Here is a 15911-nt window from a genome sequence, read left to right on the forward strand (position 1 = left end):
AACGTCCAAGACGACCCTCTTGTCTTCCCATAGCCTCCTTCGCACGGGGCAAGACAGAGGGTGAAATGACTGAGCCGCTTCTTTTGCAGCCGGATCTTTGGCGCCAGTTGTGCGCGCTCGTGCTTGCCTCAGCCGTCGTCATGGGCAGCCCGGGGCCGGCAACGATAAGCGTCACCGCCGTTGGTGCCGCCTTCGGTTTGCGCCATTCCCTGGGCTATGCCTGGGGAATCATCCTGGGCACGATCGCCGTGCTTTTGGTTGTCGCGACCGGGGTCATGGCAGTGCTCACCTCGATGCCGAAGCTGGCGCCGTTGCTGGCTTTGGTTTCCGCGGCCTACATCCTCTATCTCGCCTTCAAGATCGCTACGGCGCCGCCGCTGGCCGCGCGCGCCGCCGAGACTTCGCGTCCCACATGGCTGGCTGGATTTCTTCTCGCGGTCGCCAATCCAAAGGCCTATGTGGCGATCGCTGCCGTGTTCGCCGGTGCTTCGTCCAAACAGGGCGCCACTGAGCCTGGTCTATGGCTGAAGCTGGCGGTTCTTGCCCTGATGATCGTTGCCATCCACGCTCTGTGGCTTGTCGCGGGGGCTGGGTTCGCGCGCTTCCTGCGCCGGCCGGCGGCCTCGCGGATCATCAACCTGGTCTTTGCCGCGACGCTGGCGTTGACCACCGCGCTGGCGGTGTTCGGCTGAGAATTGCCGGCCGGAGACTTCCGGTTCAGACTTTGGTTCTTGCGGCGTTGTCCAGCTCTTGCAGCCTTTTCACCGCTGTCGGCGGCAAGGCAGGCGGGTTCGGGCCGCGCGCCGCATCCATCAGGAACTGGTCGCAGGCAGCTTCGGTCTCGCCGATCAGCCGGGCCATGAATTCGTCCTTGCTCAGTCCCGGTGGGATCGGCGGCAGGAAACGCGCCTTGATGGTGCCGGGATAGCGCAGGAATTTGCGGCGCGGCCAATAGAGGCCGGCGACATGGGCAACCGGCACCACCGGAACACCAAGCTGCGTGTAGATTTCGACGATGCCGTATTTGTAGGCCGGTTCGTCGCCCGGCGCGCGTCTTGTCCCTTCGGGGTAGATGATGAGCTGGCGAGGGTTGCGCGCCATCTCTTCCTTGGTCGCGGCGACCACGGCCTTCAGTGCTTTCGAACGGCTGCCGCGATGAACCGGGATCATGCGCATCTTCATGATGTACCAGCCGAAGAACGGGATCCAGGTCAGCTCGCGCTTGAGGATGTAGAGCGGGTCCTGAAGGAAGGGGAAGAAGGCGATCGCGTCCCAGAACGACTGGTGCTTTGGTGCCAGGATGAAGGAGCCTTCGGGCAGGTTTTCCCGGCCGGTGATCTCGTTCTTCGTTCCGGCGATCTTCTCGTAAAGCCACATCGAGGTGCGCGACCAGAATTTCGGCACGAACCAGGCGCGGTGCCGGGGCGACAGGAAATAGTAGGGGGTCCAGAGGATCATCTGGACGATCAGGTTGACGTAAAAGACGAAATTGAACGTCAGCGATCTGATGTAGAGCATTGGGGGAGCCCGGTGAGGAGGTGAGCGTTGGTTACACCAAGCGCGGGAAAAAAGGAAATGGCCGCAGGCGCTTTGGTTGGCGACGAAGAACGGCCACCGATGGGTTGGCCTGGTTCCGCTACATCAGCCGCGCCAGCCGCGCCTTCAGGCGCGGAGCGGCAAAATCGAGGAAGGCGCGCAGCTTGACCGGCAGCAGGCCATGGCCCGCATGCACCAGGCTTACCGGCCATGGCGCCGGCTCGAATTCCTGCAGCAGGACGCGCAGCGCGCCGGACCGCAGCGCGGCTTCGATCTGATAGGAAAGCACACGCGTCAGCCCGACGCCGGCAATCGCGGCATCGATGGCCGCTTCGGCGGTGTTGACCTGAAGCCGCGAGCGGACCCGAACCGGGATTTCGGCCTTGCCCTTGATGAAGCTCCAACTGGCGGCGGAGGCGAGCCCCTCGAAGGTGATGCAATCGTGTGTTTCCAGATCCTCCGGGGTCGTTGGCGTGCCGTGTTCGGCCAGATAGGCCGGGCTGGCGCAGACGACGCGGCGGATCGCGCCGACGCCGATGGCGACCAGGCTCGAATCGGGCAATCGGCCGATGCGGATGGCGAGATCGAAATGGTCCTCGACCAACTGGGTTATGCGATCGGCCAATGTCAGGCGGATGTCCACGTCGGGATAGGCGGCGAGAAAGCCGGTGACGACCGGCAGCACGTGCAGGCGGCCAAAGACGACCGGCGCGGTGATGGCCAGTTCGCCGGTCGGAACACTGTATTCGCCGGCGGCCGTGCGTTCGGCCTCGCCGACGTCGTCCAGGATGCGGCGGCAGGCGGCAAGATAGGCCTGGCCGGCATCGGTCGGTGTCAGCCGTCGCGTCGAACGATTCAGGAGGCGTGTGTTCAGATGGCGCTCGAGATCGGAAATCTTGCGGCTGACCGTCGCCAGCGGAATGCCAAAACGGCGGCTGGCCGCGGAAAGGCTACCGGCCTCCACCGCGGCGACAAAGAGCGACATGGCCTCGAGACGATCCATAGGTTCTTCCGAAAAATGGAAGGACAAGTTACGAATATGCCATCTGCCTTTGAATGATGGAAGGCTTATATTCCAGTCTGTCGGCCCTGCCTGCAGCATGGCCCGCAAAGGAGTTGCCATGTCCGAAGCCCGCCCGCCGCTGCCGCCGTTTACCGCCGAGACCGCAGCGCAGAAGGCGCGCATGGCCGAGGATGCCTGGAATTCACGCGATCCAGCGCGGGTTGCGCTCGCCTATACGAAGGACAGCCGCTGGCGCAACCGCGCCGAGTTCCTGCAAGGGCGCGACGCCATCCAGGCCTTCCTGACGCGCAAATGGAGCCGCGAGCTCGACTACCGGCTGATCAAGGAGGTCTGGGCCTTCCACGGCAACCGCATCGCCGTGCGTTTCGCCTATGAATGGCGCGACGACAGCGGTTCATGGTTCCGCAGCTACGGCAACGAGAACTGGGAATTCGACGAACACGGGCTGATGCGTCTGCGCATCGCCAGCATCAACGACCTGCCGATCGGCGAGGCCGATCGTAAGTATCACTGGCCGCTCGGCCGGCGGCCGGACGACCACCCGACACTGTCGGAGCTCGGACTTTAGCATCTTGCCGCAAGGAAGCTTTCCATGAACGCGCATGCTGTCACCTGCGACGTCGCCTTCACGCCGACCGTCAAGGCGATCCAGGCCCGCAAGGGCTCACGTCAGTCCTATGCCCGCGTCGAGGAGCGTGGCGGCTGGCAGGCCGGCATCACCCCGGATCTTGCCGCCTTCATCGAAATGCAGACCAGCGTCTTCCTGTCGACCGCCAACCGCGAGGGGCAGCCCTATGTCCAGCATCGCGGCGGGCCGGCCGGCTTCCTCAAGGTGCTGGATGAACATACGATCGGCTTCGCGGATTTTTCCGGCAACCGGCAGTTCATCACGCAGGGCAATCTGGCCGACAATCCAAGGGCGTTCCTGTTCCTGATCGACTATATGCACCGCCAGCGCATCAAGCTCTGGGGCACCGCGCGCGTCGTCGAGAACGATGCCGAACTGATGGCGAAGCTGATGCCGCAAGGCTACGGAGCGCGCCCCGAGCAGGTCGTCCTGTTCACGGTCTCGGCCTGGGATGCCAACTGCCCGCAGCATATTCCACAACGGTTCGCGGCAGCCGACGTCGCGGCGGCACTCGGCGAGCGGGACAAGCGTATCGAACGCCTTGAGCAGGAGATCGCACGGCTCAGGGGAAATTCGGGCGCGGCCGCAGGGGAATAATCAGCCGCCGGCCGCGGTTTCGGCCAGCGCGATGCCGTTGGGCGTCGGCTTGACAGGCACGATGCCGCGCGCCAGCGCAAGCAGATATTTGTTGTATTCGGTGAACAGCACGCGCAATGCCCGCGGCTTGGTCAGCCAGCCGCCATTGTCGAGGTTGGAATTGACCACCGGATAGGGCTCGAGCTTGGCGCCATGCAGCAGCCTGCCCATTTCCAGCAGGCTGCGCGGCATATGATAATTGTTGGTGACGAGGATCACCGTGCCATAGGCGTGGCTCTCGACCCATTTGGCGCTTTCCTCGGCATTGCCGATCGTGTCGAGCGCGGCGCGGTCGATGTCGACGCAACAGGAGAACAGATTCTTGTCGCCGCCGGTTGCCGCCTGCAGCTGGCGACGGCTGGCTGAAGGATGCACGCCGCTGATCAGCAGCCGTTCGCCCTTGCCGGACGCCAGCAGATCCATCGCGGCATCGAGGCGGGACTGGCCGCCGGTCAAGACAATGATCGCGTCTGCCCTGGCCGGATTGGCGGGCGTCGTCAGGTGACTGACCTTGTTGGCGAACCAACCGAAACCGCCGGCAAACAAAGTTGCGAGGATGAGGACGGAGAGGGCGGACAGGCGCAACGTGGCTCTTAGACGGCTCACAGCGCGGCGGTCATGCGAACGTGCAACCACCACTGGCATCTGCCCAGCCGTACCGGTCGAATCCCGCGCGTCCATCACCATATGGTTAGTCCTGAAATGCGGCCTTGGGTAGGTAAAAGACGCACTTTGCGTTACGCGAATTCTCTATTCGTGATCACCCTGTTTATCCATATCGTTGTCCCAAAACCGGTTCTCACTTTGGACGACATGAATTAGCCTGCATCCGGTTGGCGGACATCGATGTCGCTGAGATAGGCAACGACGGTGGCGTGCGAGGTTGCCGCCGTCAGTCCGCCGATCACCAGCACCATCAAGACGACACCGAGATAGCCTGCCGAACCGATGGCGAAATTGCCGAACAGGGCGGTCGCCTGGTCGGCCTGCGGCGTCGCCATATTGCGCGACGACCACCAGGAAAAGACGATGAACACGAGCACTGCCGCAGCACCGCCGGCCGCCGCTCCCTTCATGCCGGTGACCAGGAAATGCCGGCGGAATTCGCGCGCGATAAAGCGTGCCTCGGCGCCGACGAAATGCAGGACTTCGATGATGTGACCGTTGCCGGCCATGGCGCCGCGCGTCGCGAACACCACCGTCAGCACCGTCGCCGACAGCATCAGCGCCAGCACGGCGATGCCGATGGTCACCGTGGTGCGGGCCATCGCCACCAGCCGGTCGACCCAGGTGCGGTGATCGTCGAGCGATGCGCTCGGCAGTTTCGGGGTGATCGCGGCGCGTATGGCGGCGAAATCGGGCGGGCTGTTCTCGTCGATGGTGACGATGATCAGTCGCGGCACCGGCAATTCGTCGATGTTGAGGCCCGAGCCCAGCCAGGGCTCAAGGAGCCGCGCGGTCGCCTCGCGGTCGATGATCCGGGTCGCCTTGACGCCGGGGAATTCGCCGGCGATCTGGGAGGCCTGGGTAAGGGCTGCTTCCATGTCGAGGCCGTCGACCGGCTTGATCTGGATCGTTGCCTCGCGTGAAATCTGGTTTTCCCAGACGGACGCTGTGTCGCGCACCAGCGTCACCGCGCCGAAAGTCAGGCAGGACAGGAAGGTCATGATGGCGATGACCAGCACCAGCGCCCGGCCGGCGATGTTCTGCGCCGGCACGATCGGCGCCATCCTGCGCTGGGCGCGCGGCTTTGCTTCGGTCGCCTCGGCGTCCTGCTCCCTTTCCACAAAATGTTCGGCGGACAGTTCAGTCATAGATATCCAGCCTTCCCCCGGCCAGGATCATGCGGCGCGCGTCGACCTGCTCCATCAAGCCGAGGTCGTGGGTGGCGATCACCACGGCGGTGCCGAGACGGTTGAGTTCGATGAACAGCCGCAGCAGGCGTCGCGCCAGCGGCGGATCGACATTGCCGGTCGGTTCGTCGGCGAGCAGGATTTCCGGCTGCTCGATCAGCGCCCGCGCGATCGCGGCGCGCTGCTTCTCGCCACCGGACAGAACCGGCGGCAGCACATGCATGCGTTCGCCCAGCCCGACCCACTTCAACAGCTCGGTGACATCGGTGCGGTAGCTCGCCTCCTCGCGCCCGCGCACGCGCAGCGGCAGCGCGACGTTCTCATAGGTGGTCATGTGGTCGAGCAGCCGAAAATCCTGGAACACCACGCCGATCCGGCGTCTGAGATGCGGCAGCTCGGTGCGGGAAATGCGGGAGCGATCCTTGCCGAAGATGGTGATCAGCCCGCGCGTCGGCTTCAGCGACATGAACAGCAGGCGCAGCAAGGTCGTCTTGCCGGCGCCCGAAGGCCCGCTGAGGAACTGGAAGGAGCGCTCCGGAATGTGCAGGGAGATGTCGCGGAGGATTTCCGGACCCATGCCATAGCGGAGGCCGACATTTTCGAAGCGAATCAATTTCGACGACCTGAAATTCGGCACGGCAGTGAGCCGGCCTGTTCTGGGTAAAGACCATCGGCCGGCATGGTTAACCGGCGGTTAATTCCTAGGCTCTTTCGACTCGTCACGAGGGCTCCGGTGGGGAAGCGTTAACCATTTGTGTTTACGCAAAAGAAACGAAAAGCGAACACGTGCTGCAATGCTGGGGCCATGATGGCTGACGATCGAACCGCGCGCCCGGTTTCCGGCGAAATCATGACCGATCCGGCGGCAATTGCCGCGGCGGACCGGTTCATGCGCGGTTCGGCCGCCGACATCATCGATGCCGATTACGTGGTGATGCCGCGCCCTGCACCTGCCGTGGAAAGCGTTTCGCCGCTGCCGCGTGCGATCGTCATGCCACCCATCGAGGGCATGGACATGCTGCGCAAGCCCGAAGCCCCGCCGGAGCGGCCGCCAGCCTCGCGCGGCGGGCCGATCTTCTGGATCGCCGGTATCGGCGCTGCCTTGGCCGCCTTCTGGGTTTCGGGCGGGCACGCGCTGGTGCGCCAGGTGCCGTTCCTGTCCAGCGCGCAAGCGTCGGCGCTCAGCATTTCGGGCGTCACGTCACGCGTCGATGCTTCCGGACCGAACCCTGCGCTGTTCGTCGATGGCGAGGCCGCCAATGACGGCGCCAAACCGGCGCAGCTGCCGCCGCTTGAAATCCGGGTGACCGGCAATGACGGGCACATCACCCGCTATACGTTGGGGACATCCGGCCGTTCGCTGGCCTCTGGCGAAAGATTCGGCTTTGCCAGCCGGCTCGACGTGCCTAGAAACGGTGTAAGAACTGTATCGGTCACCTTCGCCGAATAGCGTGTGCTGATATTCAGGTGAGACTGGCCGAAAACGGCGGTTTCCTGCGCTTCCGGTGCTCACGTACTTCAGTACGCTCCGCTCCGGTTCTCGGAAACCACCGTTTTCGACTCAGCCTGACCTGAATCTCAACACATGCTGGGCGTGAACGCGTTTAGGCAAGAAAATCAGCGGGGCGAAAAATGCCAATTGTACGCGGCAAGGACATCGAAGTCCTGTTTTCTGCATCGGCGATCGCGCGGCGCAATCTCGAACTCGCCAAGGAGATTGCCGGACACGACTACCATGACCTCCTGGTGATCTCGGTGCTGAAGGGGTCGTTCATCTTCGCCGCAGATCTCATCCGCGCCATGCACGATGTCGGCCTGTCGCCGGAGGTGGAATTCATCTTCATCTCCAGCTATGGCGCCGGCACCAGCAGCGGTGAGGTGAGGGTGCTGCGCGACATCGACAATGAGGTCGCCGGCCGCGACGTGCTGCTGATCGACGACATTCTCGAATCGGGCAAGACGCTGAGCTTCACCCGGGAGCTGATGCTGTCGCGGGGCGCCAAGAGCTGTTCGATCGCCGTGCTGCTCGACAAGCGCATGCGCCGCCAGACCGAACTCAATGCCGATTATGTCGGCTTCGACTGCCCCGACTATTTCGTCGTCGGCTACGGCATGGATGTAGCCCATGCCTTTCGCGAGTTGCCCTTTGTCGGTGTCGTCAAAGGGGATGCCTGAGCGGCAGCAAAAAGGTTTGCTGATCCTCAGCGCTTTCAGGAAAAGTCAACTTTTGGCGGCCAAATATGCCGGCCATGGCAAAGCTTCTGATCGTCGAGGACGATGAGTCCGTCCGCACCCTGGCCGCCCGCGCGCTTGAACGCGCCGGGCACACAATCGATATCGCGGCGGATGGCGCGCAGGGGCTTGCGCTGATCCAGGCCGCGCGTGGCGGCTATGATCTCGTCGTCTCCGATATCCGCATGCCGGAGATGGACGGCATCGAGATGGCGATAGCGGCGGCAGCATTGTTTCCCGCCATCAAGATCGTGCTGATGACCGGCTATGCCGACCAGCGCGAGCGCGCCGAGGAATTGAACGGCATCATCCTCGATGTCGTGCAGAAGCCTTTCACGCTGGCTGAAATCCGCTCGCGCGTCGAACGGGCGCTGATCTGCTTCGCCTGATCAGGCTGGGTCGGCGGCAGCGAGCACAGGTGGAGTACTCTTGCGCCGTTCGGTGCTGAGCGCCAGCAGGCCGGCGCCGATGATCAAGGCGGCACCGATCACGGTCGTCGACCGCGGCACCTCGGCGAAGAACAGGAAACCCCACAGCGGCGACCACAGGATGCCGGTATATTCGAAGGTGGCAACGCGGTTGGCCGGCGCCATCCGGTAAGCCTGCGACAGCAGGATCATGCCGGCGGAGGCGACGAAGCCGCAGGCGGCCATCTTTAGAAAATCCGGCAGCGTCGGCCAAAGCCATGGCCGTACCAGGAATTCCAAGCTGGGGTGGACGGCGTGGGTTATGCCGGCAAGGTGAAACGCGCCGGCAACCACGGCGGCGCCAACCAGATAGGCGCCGTTCTGATAGAAGGCCATCACGGTGGACGATTCGGTGTCGCCGATCTTGCGGGCCATCAGCTGCGAAAAACCATAGAGCGCCGCCGAGCCCAGCGACAGCAGCGCTGCCCAGTCGAACAGCCCTGCGCCGGGACGCAGCATCACGAGGACGCCGAACAAGCCGATCAGCACGGTTGCCAGTGTCTGCCAGGAGACGCGCTCGCCAAGGTAGGGTCCGGCCAGCACCATGATGAACAGCGGCGCCATGAAATAAAGCGCCACCGCATCGGCAAGCGGCAAGGCGGCGATGGCCAGGTAGTACATCGTATAGGAGGTGAACTGGATGAAGGCGCGCACCGTCAGCATGCCGAATCGCTTCGACAGGATCGCCCGCAAGCCAACATCAGCATGGACCAGAACGATGAGGATCGGCAGAGCGACGATCGAGCGGATCGCCATCACCTCGGTCACTGGATAACCGCTCGACACGGCTTTGACGAGCGGATCCTGCAGCGAAAAGACCAGCACGCCGAGGCACAGGCTCAGGATGCCGCCCACCATCCGATTTTGCATCTGCATCCAGGCTCCTGCGCGTACGATCCGAAGCTGCCGCCTGCGGGGTAAAAAGAACCCGCCACCGTTTCGGGCAGCGGGCACGAGTGAGGACTCTTGATTGGTCCGCGGCTGATTTCGCAGCCGCATATCCAATGGGTGAGGCGACTATCATCCGCCGTTTGACATGTTGCAAACGAATTGGAATGATGCCAGCAATCAAATTCTCTTATGGCGGATTTCATGCGGCCGACCCTCGACAGCGACCTCCTGCGCACCTTCGTGGCGATTGCCGAGACCGGCAATTTCACCAAGGCGGCGGAGCAGGCCGGCCGCACCCAATCCGCGGTGTCGATGCAGATGAAGAAGCTCGAAGATCTAATCGGCGCCAGCCTGTTCGAGCGCGGTTCGCGCGGCGTCGCGTTGACGCGGCGCGGCGTCGAACTCATCGTCAACGCCCGCCGCATCGTCTCGCTGCTCGACGAGACGTCGGCATCGATGGCAGCAGCGCCGCTTGGCGGGCCGGTGCGCATCGGCATTCCGGAGGAATATGGCCACGCCATCCTGTCGCGCGCGCTCGGCGCTTTCTCGAAGCGTCATACGCAGGTCGAGGTCACCGTGCGCTATGCCCATTCCGGGGCACAGATGGCGGCGCTCGCTGCCGGCGAGCTGGATCTGTGCGTGGTGTTCGAATGGCAGGATCCCGCCGGCGGCGAAGTGCTGATGCACGACCCGACCGTGTGGGTGACATCGTCGCTGCATCACATGCATGAGGAACAGCCGGTGCCGATCGCGCTCTACAACCGGGCCGGCTGGTGCAAGGACTTCGCCATCAAATCGTTGGAGCAGCGCGATCTTGCCTATCGTGTCGCCTATACCAGCGACACCACCGGCGGCCTCAAGCTCGCCGTCACCTCCGGACTGGCGATCGCGCCGATCTCGCGCAGCAACATTCCGGACGGCTGTCGTGAACTGACCACGGCGGACGGATTCGGCGCCATCGATTCCTCGAACGTGGTGATGCACCGCAACCCGAACGCGTCAGGCGAGGCGATCGACGGCATGCAGGATGCGATCCGCGAAGCCTTCGTCAACAGGCTCAGTCAGCCGGCGGCATCCTCGTAGAAATGCAGCCTGTTGCCGAACGGATCGGCGACCGATACCTCGCGGGTCTTCCAAGGCGTCTCTTCCACGCCTGGCCTGGCGAAGCGGTAGTTCTTGCCGATCAGCTCGCCATGAAGAGCCGTGATGTCCTCGACCTCGATGCGCACGGCGATGCCGGGTGCACCGTCGCCATGATGTTCGCTGAGATGCAGGACGCAGCCGTCGCGGCCGATCGCCATGTAGAGCGGCGCGTCGTCGGCGAAGCGATGTTCCCACTGCACCTTGAAGTCGAGGAAGCCGACATAGAATTCACGCGCCTTGGCAATGTCGAAGATGCGCAGGATGGGTGTGACGGCGCCAAGTCTGGGCATGGTGGTGCAACCGTGCGAGAGGGCTTTCAGGTGGGATGGACGGGGGCGGCGATCCCCTTGTTTTTTCGCAATTCCGGACGGAAAACCGCTTCACACATTTCCTGGAATTGCTCTATTTCAGCTCGAGCAGCCGTTCCAGGTAGCTGCGTTCGATGTCAGGGCTGAGCGCATTGCCGAGCCGCTTGCGGATCGCTTCCAGAATCTGGCGGGCGCGCTGGACGTCGATCTCGTCGGGCACCTTCACCGAATCGCCGAAATCGGGACCCTGGCTGGCGCGCGGCCGGCCGAGCGGATCGCGATCGGCGTTCTGCTGGCGGCCGCCTTCCTCGCCGCCACCCTGGTCGCCCTGCATGGCCTGCATCTGCTTCATCATGTCCTTGGCGCCCTTGCGCAGCGCTTCCAGCGCCCGGCCCTGATGGCCGACGGCCGCATCGCCTTCGCCTTCGCCGAGTGCCTGTTCGGCATTGCCCATGGACTTGCCGGCCTCGCCAAATCCTTCATTGGGCTCCATACCCATGCCTTCGAGGCCCTTCTTCAGCTGTTCGAGGTCGCTCTGCAACTGGCCCTGGCCCTGCTGCAGCTGTTTCAGCGCATCGGCGAACTCCTGGGGCGTCATCGGCTTTTGTCGGGCGAGCGGATCGCGGTCTTCGCCGACGCCGGGTCTGTCCTCATCCTGGCCGCCTTCGCCGAGCTGCTCGTCACGGTTCTGCCCGCGCTGGCGCTCGCCGCGCTGCATCTGATCCATGCGGAAGGTGTCGTTCATCATCTCCTGCTGACGGCGCAGGATCTCGCCCAGCTTGTCCATCTGCTGGCGCATCTCGCTGTCCTGCTGGCCGCCTTGCTGCTGCCGGCCGGCCTGCAGATTGTTCATCATGTCCTGCAGTTGCGACAGCAATTGCTGGGCCTTGTCGCGATCACCGGACTTCGCCAGGTTCTCGATCTGGTCCATCATGCGATCGATGTCGCTCTGGCGCAGTTCCTGGCCATTCTGCTGCATCTGCGGGGCGTTGGGATTTTGCTTGGCGCGCTCCGCGAATTCCTGCAGGAACTGGTTCATCGCCTCGCGCAGTTCCTTCATCGCCTTTTCGATTTCAGCGTCGCTGGCGCCATTCTTGATGGCGTCCTGCAGCGCCTGTTGCGCCTGGCGCAGCCGCTTTTCGGCGGCCGAAAGATTGCCTTCCTCGATGCCGAGCGCGATTTCCCAGAGATAGGAGACCTCGCTGCGCAATTGATCGTCGCTGTCGGCCATCTTCAGCCGGGTGCGGGCGCTCATGATGGCGAGGTAATGGGACATGTTGTCGAAGGTGTCTTCCGGCCGCAGCGTGATGGCGTCCATCAGGTCTAGCACGCGCGGCTTGGCGTTGGCGTCGAGCGCCAGCAGGCGGCGCTGTTCGATCACGGCGCGTGCCAGCGGATTGGCGAAAGGCCGCTCCGGCATCAGCAGCGTCTTGGTTTCGCTGGATGCGGTGTGCCCGGCATCGTCGGTGGCGACCAGCGTCAGCTTGATGCTGCTGCCGGCCCAGACATGCTCGGTCAGGTCCTTCGAGGTCCTGGCGGCGTTCGACTTGCCGCCGCGGCGCGGCAGCGTCAGCGGCATTTCAGGTGCACCGTACAGTGGACGCGCATTCGGCGCCTGCGGATCGGCAAGCGCGAACACCGCCTTGGCGGTGGCGGCGCCATAGTCGTCGTCGATCTGGTAGTTGAGCTCGAAGGCGCCGTTGGCGGCGCGCTTGGGCTCGCCGACGAAGCGGATCTGCGGCGGCTTGTCCGGTACGACCGCGAAGGCCCAGCGGCCGAGCTGGTCCTCGCCCGACGTCAGCGTCAGCGTGCCGTCGCCGGTCAGCTTGCTGGTGAACTGGCGCACCTTGGACGGCGTCGCCGGGCTTGCAGCCGGCTTGGCGGCGGCCTGCGGCGCAGCCGGGTCGATGGCGCGGGAATTGCCATTCTTGTCGGCGTAGCCGAGCGTTTCCTCGCCTGAGCCGCCCGTCACGCGCAGCGAAACGTCACTGCCTTCGGGAACCGTAAAGGTCGGGATGGCCTGGTTGGCGTCGGCGGTCAGGAAGATCGGCGGCTTGCCGGTGTAGGACGGCGGCGTCACCCAGGCGTCGATGCGCGGCGGCACGATATCGCGCGCGCCATGGGCATTGAAGCCGTCGCTGATCCTGCCGCCCGTCGGCCCGAAGGAGAAGGCGAAGGCGGTAACGAGCAAAAGTGCCGCTACCGCGCGCAGGGCCCAAGGGTCGCGCTCCGGCACGCGCGTGCGCGGCAGGTCGGCGCCGAGGTTGTCGAGCTTTCCGGCCATGCGCTTCTGGTGTTCGCGCCATAGCGCCTGCGAGAAGCTGCTTTCCCGGCCGCTTGGCCGGTCGGTCTGCACCAGCACCGGGCTGTGCAACAGTTGATTGGCTGCCTCGATGCGGCGGTCGATTTCGCCGGCGCCCGGCAGGCGGAAGAAACGCAGGGGATAAAGCGCGGCCAGTGCTGCTATGGCAAAGGCAGCGACCAGGCCGATGCGCGCCATATCCGGCAGCCGGGAGAATAGCCCGAGCCAGGAGATGCTGAGGAACAGGCTGGCAACGATGACGAGGGGAAGCAGCAACGGCCAGCCGCGCTCGACCACCATCGAGACCCGCGTGGCCAGCCTGCTCAAAGCCAGCCGCCCGGCGAGGCCGCGATCGCTGCTGAAGGTGGGTCGTTGCGTCATCGGCCCTTCCTTGAGCCTATGGCATCCCGAAACCGGGATGCGGCCCTATCCCTTTGAGCATGATCTGTTCCGAAGGGATTCCATGTTTCGGGATCATGCTGTGGAGCGGGCAGATAGCCCGACGCCTCACGACTCAAAGAATACCAGCAAACACGGCAAAGGCGAGGCGGTTCGAAAAAACGTGAAGTGGACCGTTATAGTTCCATCCTGCATCGCCTTAGAAGGCAGCAGGCCCTTTAGAAGGTAGCGGGGTCTGCATTCGCCCCGCAGACCAGCACGGCGATCCGTTCGCCCTGCGCCGGCGCATAGCGGCCCGACAGGATTGCGGCAAAGGCGGCCGCACCTCCCGGCTCGGAGATGATGCGGGTTCGGTTCCACAGCGCCTTCTGCGCGGCGATGATGTCGTCGTCGCTGACCAAGATCGAGCGTTCGACATAGGCCTCGGCGATCGGGAACATCATTTCGCCGACGCGCTTTGGCGCCAGCGAATCGGCGGCGATGCCCTCGGCCGGCGCATCGACGGGGTGTCCGGCCTCGAAGGCGCGATGCAGCGTCGGCGCTCCTTCCGGCTCGACGGCGATGATGCGGATGCGGCCCGCGAACCAGGCAGCGATGCCGCCGATCAGGCCGCCGCCGCCGACAGCGACCAGCAGCGTGTCGATCCGAGGCAAATCGGCCTCGATTTCGAGCCCAAGCGTGCCCTGGCCGACCAACGTTTCCTCCTGGTTGAAGGCGTGAATCTGCAAGGCGCCGGTCTCCTCGGCGAACCGTTCGCTGGCGGCCAGCGCTTCGGCATAGCGGGCGCCGCCGACGATCAGCTCGGCGCCATAGGAGCGGATCCGTTCCAGCTTGGCCGCCGGGCTCACTTCGGGAACGAAGATGGTCGCCTTGTGGCCAAGCCGCATGGCGGCATAGGCGACGGCCGCGCCATGGTTGCCGCCCGATGCTGCGACGACACCGGCCTTTGGGACCGCACGCTCCAGCAGGTTGGTGAAGGCGCCGCGCGCCTTGAACGAGCCGGAATGCTGCAGGCATTCGAGCTTCAGGTCGACGGCCAGCGGCTGCCGATCGAAGTCGGCCATGTCGACGCGCAGCACCGGCGTGTGCCTGATATAGGGGCGGATGCGCGGTTCCATCGCGGCAATGCGCTCGCGTGTGACGGTGATGCCGTTCGTCATGATTGCTCCCTGTGACGGGTCGGTGTGTTTCCGGCGCTTCTATGCAAGCCAGTCGGGCACGGAATCCAGCCCGATCAGGTCGTCATAGGTCAGGCGTGGGCGCACGACGTGGAACCGGTCGCCGTCGACCAGCACTTCCGGAACCAGCAAGCGGGTGTTGTAGGTACCGGCCTGCACCGCGCCATAGGCGCCCGCGGTGGAGACGGCAATCAGGTCGCCGGCCTTCAGCCTGGGCAGATCGCGGTCCAGGCCGATATAATCGCCGGTCTCGCAGACCGGGCCGACGACGTCGACCATCATGCGCGGCGTGTCCGCCGGCGGCTGCACGACCGGACGGATATCGTGGAAGGCATCGTAGAGCGTCGGCCGGATGAGATCGTTCATGGCGGCGTCGACGACGAGGAAGTTCTTGGCGTCGCCTTCCTTTACGAAGATCACTTCCGAGACGAGGATACCGGCATTGCCTACGATCAGCCGGCCCGGCTCGAACATCACCTTCAGCCCGAGCTTGGTGACATGCTTCCTGACGATCTGGGCATAGGCATCGGGCAGCGGCGGCGGGTTGTTGTCGACGCGATAGGGGATGCCGAGGCCGCCGCCGAGGTCGATATGCTCGATGGCATGGCCGTCCGCCCGCAGCGCGCCGACCAGATCGACAAGCAGGGCGAAGGCGTCGTCGAAGGGCTGCAGCTCCGTGATCTGGCTGCCGATATGGGTGTCGATGCCGGTGATCCTGATGCCGGGAAGCGTTGCCGCGCGGGCATAGACCTGCCGCGCCCGCTGCCACGGGATGCCGAATTTGTTCTCGGCCTTGCCGGTGGAGATCTTCTTGTGGGTCCTGGCGTCGACATCGGGATTGATGCGCAGCGAGATCGGCGCCACCTTGCCAAGGGCAACGGCTCGCGCCGACAACAGCTCAAGTTCAGGCTCGGACTCGACGTTGAAGCAGAGAATGCCGGCGGCAAGGGCAAAGTCCATTTCGCGCGCAGTCTTGCCGACGCCCGAAAACAGGATCTTGCCGGCCGGAATGCCGGCGGCCAGCGCCCGGCGCAATTCACCTTCCGAAACCACGTCGGCGCCGGCGCCGAGCTTCGCCAGCGTCCGCAGGACGGCCTGGTTGGAATTGGCCTTCATGGCGTAGCAGACCAGCGTGTCGAGCCCGGCAAAGGACTGGGCAAACACCCGGTAGTGCCTGGTCAGGGTGGCCGTCGAGTAGCAGTAGAATGGCGTGCCGACCTGTGCGGCGATATCTGGTATCGCCACGTCCTCGGCATGGAGCACGCCGTCGCGGTAGTCGAAATGGTTCACGGGAGTGATTCCGGAAGTTGCGGC

Annotated in this window: 17 protein-coding genes; 7 read left to right on the top strand and 10 right to left on the bottom strand. The window is 64.2% G+C overall.

What is annotated here, in order from left to right; all coding sequences use genetic code 11:
• Positions 1-65 precede the first annotated feature (65 nt).
• Positions 66-692, top strand: coding sequence for a LysE family translocator (locus MESCI_RS07685; RefSeq protein WP_013529393.1), 627 nt, complete (start codon positions 66-68; stop codon positions 690-692).
• 25 nt (positions 693-717) lie between these two features.
• Here the strand turns inward: MESCI_RS07685 and MESCI_RS07690 are convergent, their stop codons facing one another.
• Together MESCI_RS07690 and MESCI_RS07695 are read right to left on the bottom strand one after the other, a co-directional pair.
• Entirely contained in the window at positions 718-1518 is an 801-nt protein-coding gene (locus MESCI_RS07690) for a lysophospholipid acyltransferase family protein (protein WP_013529394.1), read from the bottom strand.
• A gap of 118 nt (positions 1519-1636) precedes the next feature.
• Positions 1637-2539 (bottom strand): LysR family transcriptional regulator, encoded by a 903-nt coding sequence (locus tag MESCI_RS07695; protein WP_013529395.1) that lies wholly within the window; start codon positions 2537-2539, stop codon positions 1637-1639.
• Between the two features lie 118 nt (positions 2540-2657).
• On the opposite strand from MESCI_RS07695, the gene MESCI_RS07700 reads away from it, so the two are divergent.
• Positions 2658-3128, top strand: coding sequence for a nuclear transport factor 2 family protein (locus tag MESCI_RS07700; RefSeq protein ID WP_013529396.1), 471 nt, complete (start codon positions 2658-2660; stop codon positions 3126-3128).
• 24 nt (positions 3129-3152) lie between these two features.
• Positions 3153-3785 (top strand): pyridoxamine 5'-phosphate oxidase family protein, encoded by a 633-nt coding sequence (locus MESCI_RS07705; RefSeq protein ID WP_013529397.1) that lies wholly within the window; start codon positions 3153-3155, stop codon positions 3783-3785.
• Here MESCI_RS07705 and MESCI_RS07710 read toward each other — a convergent pair whose 3' ends face one another.
• The 3 genes from MESCI_RS07710 to ftsE form a co-directional block, all read right to left on the bottom strand.
• The gene (locus MESCI_RS07710) at positions 3786-4511 is read right to left on the bottom strand and encodes a YdcF family protein (RefSeq protein ID WP_013529398.1); all 726 of its coding nucleotides are present in this window, start codon (positions 4509-4511) and stop codon (positions 3786-3788) included. It lies immediately after the preceding gene.
• Positions 4512-4642: 131 nt separating this feature from the next.
• Positions 4643-5638: a cell division protein FtsX gene (locus MESCI_RS07715; protein ID WP_013529399.1), complete on the bottom strand. Its 996-nt coding sequence runs from the start codon at positions 5636-5638 to the stop codon at positions 4643-4645.
• Entirely contained in the window at positions 5631-6290 is a 660-nt protein-coding gene (gene ftsE / locus MESCI_RS07720) for a cell division ATP-binding protein FtsE (RefSeq protein WP_010911739.1), read from the bottom strand. The genes MESCI_RS07715 and ftsE overlap by 8 nt, the downstream gene beginning before the upstream one ends.
• Before the next feature lie 192 nt (positions 6291-6482).
• Here ftsE and MESCI_RS07725 point away from each other — a divergent pair, with 192 nt between their 5' ends.
• The 3 genes from MESCI_RS07725 (at position 6483) to MESCI_RS07735 (ending at position 8298) form a co-directional block, all read left to right on the top strand.
• Entirely contained in the window at positions 6483-7127 is a 645-nt protein-coding gene (locus MESCI_RS07725; RefSeq protein WP_013529400.1) for a hypothetical protein, read from the top strand.
• A 182-nt stretch (positions 7128-7309) separates the two neighbouring features.
• Positions 7310-7852 carry a hypoxanthine phosphoribosyltransferase gene (gene hpt / locus MESCI_RS07730; protein ID WP_013529401.1) on the top strand — a complete coding sequence of 181 codons (543 nt, stop codon included), beginning with the start codon at positions 7310-7312 and terminating at the stop codon, positions 7850-7852.
• Positions 7853-7926: 74 nt separating this feature from the next.
• A complete protein-coding gene (locus tag MESCI_RS07735; protein WP_024503765.1) occupies positions 7927-8298 on the top strand; it encodes a response regulator in 372 nt (123 codons plus the stop codon).
• On the opposite strand, the gene MESCI_RS07740 is transcribed toward MESCI_RS07735, so the two are convergent.
• Positions 8299-9246 (bottom strand): DMT family transporter, encoded by a 948-nt coding sequence (locus MESCI_RS07740; RefSeq protein ID WP_024503766.1) that lies wholly within the window; start codon positions 9244-9246, stop codon positions 8299-8301. It abuts the gene before it with no gap.
• Positions 9247-9468: 222 nt separating this feature from the next.
• On the opposite strand from MESCI_RS07740, the gene MESCI_RS07745 reads away from it, so the two are divergent.
• Complete coding sequence (locus MESCI_RS07745) at positions 9469-10350, top strand: LysR family transcriptional regulator (RefSeq protein WP_013529404.1); 882 nt, start codon at positions 9469-9471, stop codon at positions 10348-10350.
• On the opposite strand, the gene MESCI_RS07750 is transcribed toward MESCI_RS07745, so the two are convergent.
• The 4 genes from MESCI_RS07750 to lysA all read right to left on the bottom strand — a co-directional run bounded on the left by MESCI_RS07750 (position 10329) and on the right by lysA (position 15887).
• Complete coding sequence (locus MESCI_RS07750) at positions 10329-10700, bottom strand: glyoxalase superfamily protein (RefSeq protein WP_013529405.1); 372 nt, start codon at positions 10698-10700, stop codon at positions 10329-10331. The two genes, MESCI_RS07745 and MESCI_RS07750, sit on opposite strands and share 22 nt — an antisense overlap.
• Before the next feature lie 112 nt (positions 10701-10812).
• Positions 10813-13401 carry a TIGR02302 family protein gene (locus MESCI_RS07755; RefSeq protein ID WP_013529406.1) on the bottom strand — a complete coding sequence of 863 codons (2589 nt, stop codon included), beginning with the start codon at positions 13399-13401 and terminating at the stop codon, positions 10813-10815.
• 236 nt (positions 13402-13637) lie between these two features.
• Positions 13638-14579 carry a threonine/serine dehydratase gene (locus MESCI_RS07760; RefSeq protein WP_013529407.1) on the bottom strand — a complete coding sequence of 314 codons (942 nt, stop codon included), beginning with the start codon at positions 14577-14579 and terminating at the stop codon, positions 13638-13640.
• Positions 14580-14618: 39 nt separating this feature from the next.
• Positions 14619-15887 carry a diaminopimelate decarboxylase gene (gene lysA, locus MESCI_RS07765; protein WP_013529408.1) on the bottom strand — a complete coding sequence of 423 codons (1269 nt, stop codon included), beginning with the start codon at positions 15885-15887 and terminating at the stop codon, positions 14619-14621.
• Positions 15888-15911 lie beyond the last annotated feature (24 nt).

The sequence above is a fragment of the Mesorhizobium ciceri biovar biserrulae WSM1271 genome (assembly GCF_000185905.1).
Lineage (GTDB): Bacteria > Pseudomonadota > Alphaproteobacteria > Rhizobiales > Rhizobiaceae > Mesorhizobium > Mesorhizobium ciceri.

Bases quoted from the DNA above. Each gene is read 5' to 3' on its own strand.
- MESCI_RS07750 (WP_013529405.1), bottom strand. From the start codon at position 10,700: ATGCCCAGACTTGGCGCCGTCACACCCATCCTGCGCATCTTCGACATT.
- MESCI_RS07710 (WP_013529398.1), bottom strand. From the start codon at position 4,511: ATGGTGATGGACGCGCGGGATTCGACCGGTACGGCTGGGCAGATGCCA.
- MESCI_RS07740 (WP_024503766.1), bottom strand. From the start codon at position 9,246: ATGCAAAATCGGATGGTGGGCGGCATCCTGAGCCTGTGCCTCGGCGTG.
- MESCI_RS07695 (WP_013529395.1), bottom strand. From the start codon at position 2,539: ATGGATCGTCTCGAGGCCATGTCGCTCTTTGTCGCCGCGGTGGAGGCC.
- hpt (WP_013529401.1), top strand. From the start codon at position 7,310: ATGCCAATTGTACGCGGCAAGGACATCGAAGTCCTGTTTTCTGCATCG.
- MESCI_RS07685 (WP_013529393.1), top strand. From the start codon at position 66: ATGACTGAGCCGCTTCTTTTGCAGCCGGATCTTTGGCGCCAGTTGTGC.
- MESCI_RS07755 (WP_013529406.1), bottom strand. From the start codon at position 13,401: ATGACGCAACGACCCACCTTCAGCAGCGATCGCGGCCTCGCCGGGCGG.
- MESCI_RS07745 (WP_013529404.1), top strand. From the start codon at position 9,469: ATGCGGCCGACCCTCGACAGCGACCTCCTGCGCACCTTCGTGGCGATT.
- MESCI_RS07725 (WP_013529400.1), top strand. From the start codon at position 6,483: ATGATGGCTGACGATCGAACCGCGCGCCCGGTTTCCGGCGAAATCATG.
- MESCI_RS07735 (WP_024503765.1), top strand. From the start codon at position 7,927: ATGGCAAAGCTTCTGATCGTCGAGGACGATGAGTCCGTCCGCACCCTG.
- MESCI_RS07700 (WP_013529396.1), top strand. From the start codon at position 2,658: ATGTCCGAAGCCCGCCCGCCGCTGCCGCCGTTTACCGCCGAGACCGCA.
- MESCI_RS07705 (WP_013529397.1), top strand. From the start codon at position 3,153: ATGAACGCGCATGCTGTCACCTGCGACGTCGCCTTCACGCCGACCGTC.
- MESCI_RS07715 (WP_013529399.1), bottom strand. From the start codon at position 5,638: ATGACTGAACTGTCCGCCGAACATTTTGTGGAAAGGGAGCAGGACGCC.
- MESCI_RS07760 (WP_013529407.1), bottom strand. From the start codon at position 14,579: ATGACGAACGGCATCACCGTCACACGCGAGCGCATTGCCGCGATGGAA.
- MESCI_RS07690 (WP_013529394.1), bottom strand. From the start codon at position 1,518: ATGCTCTACATCAGATCGCTGACGTTCAATTTCGTCTTTTACGTCAAC.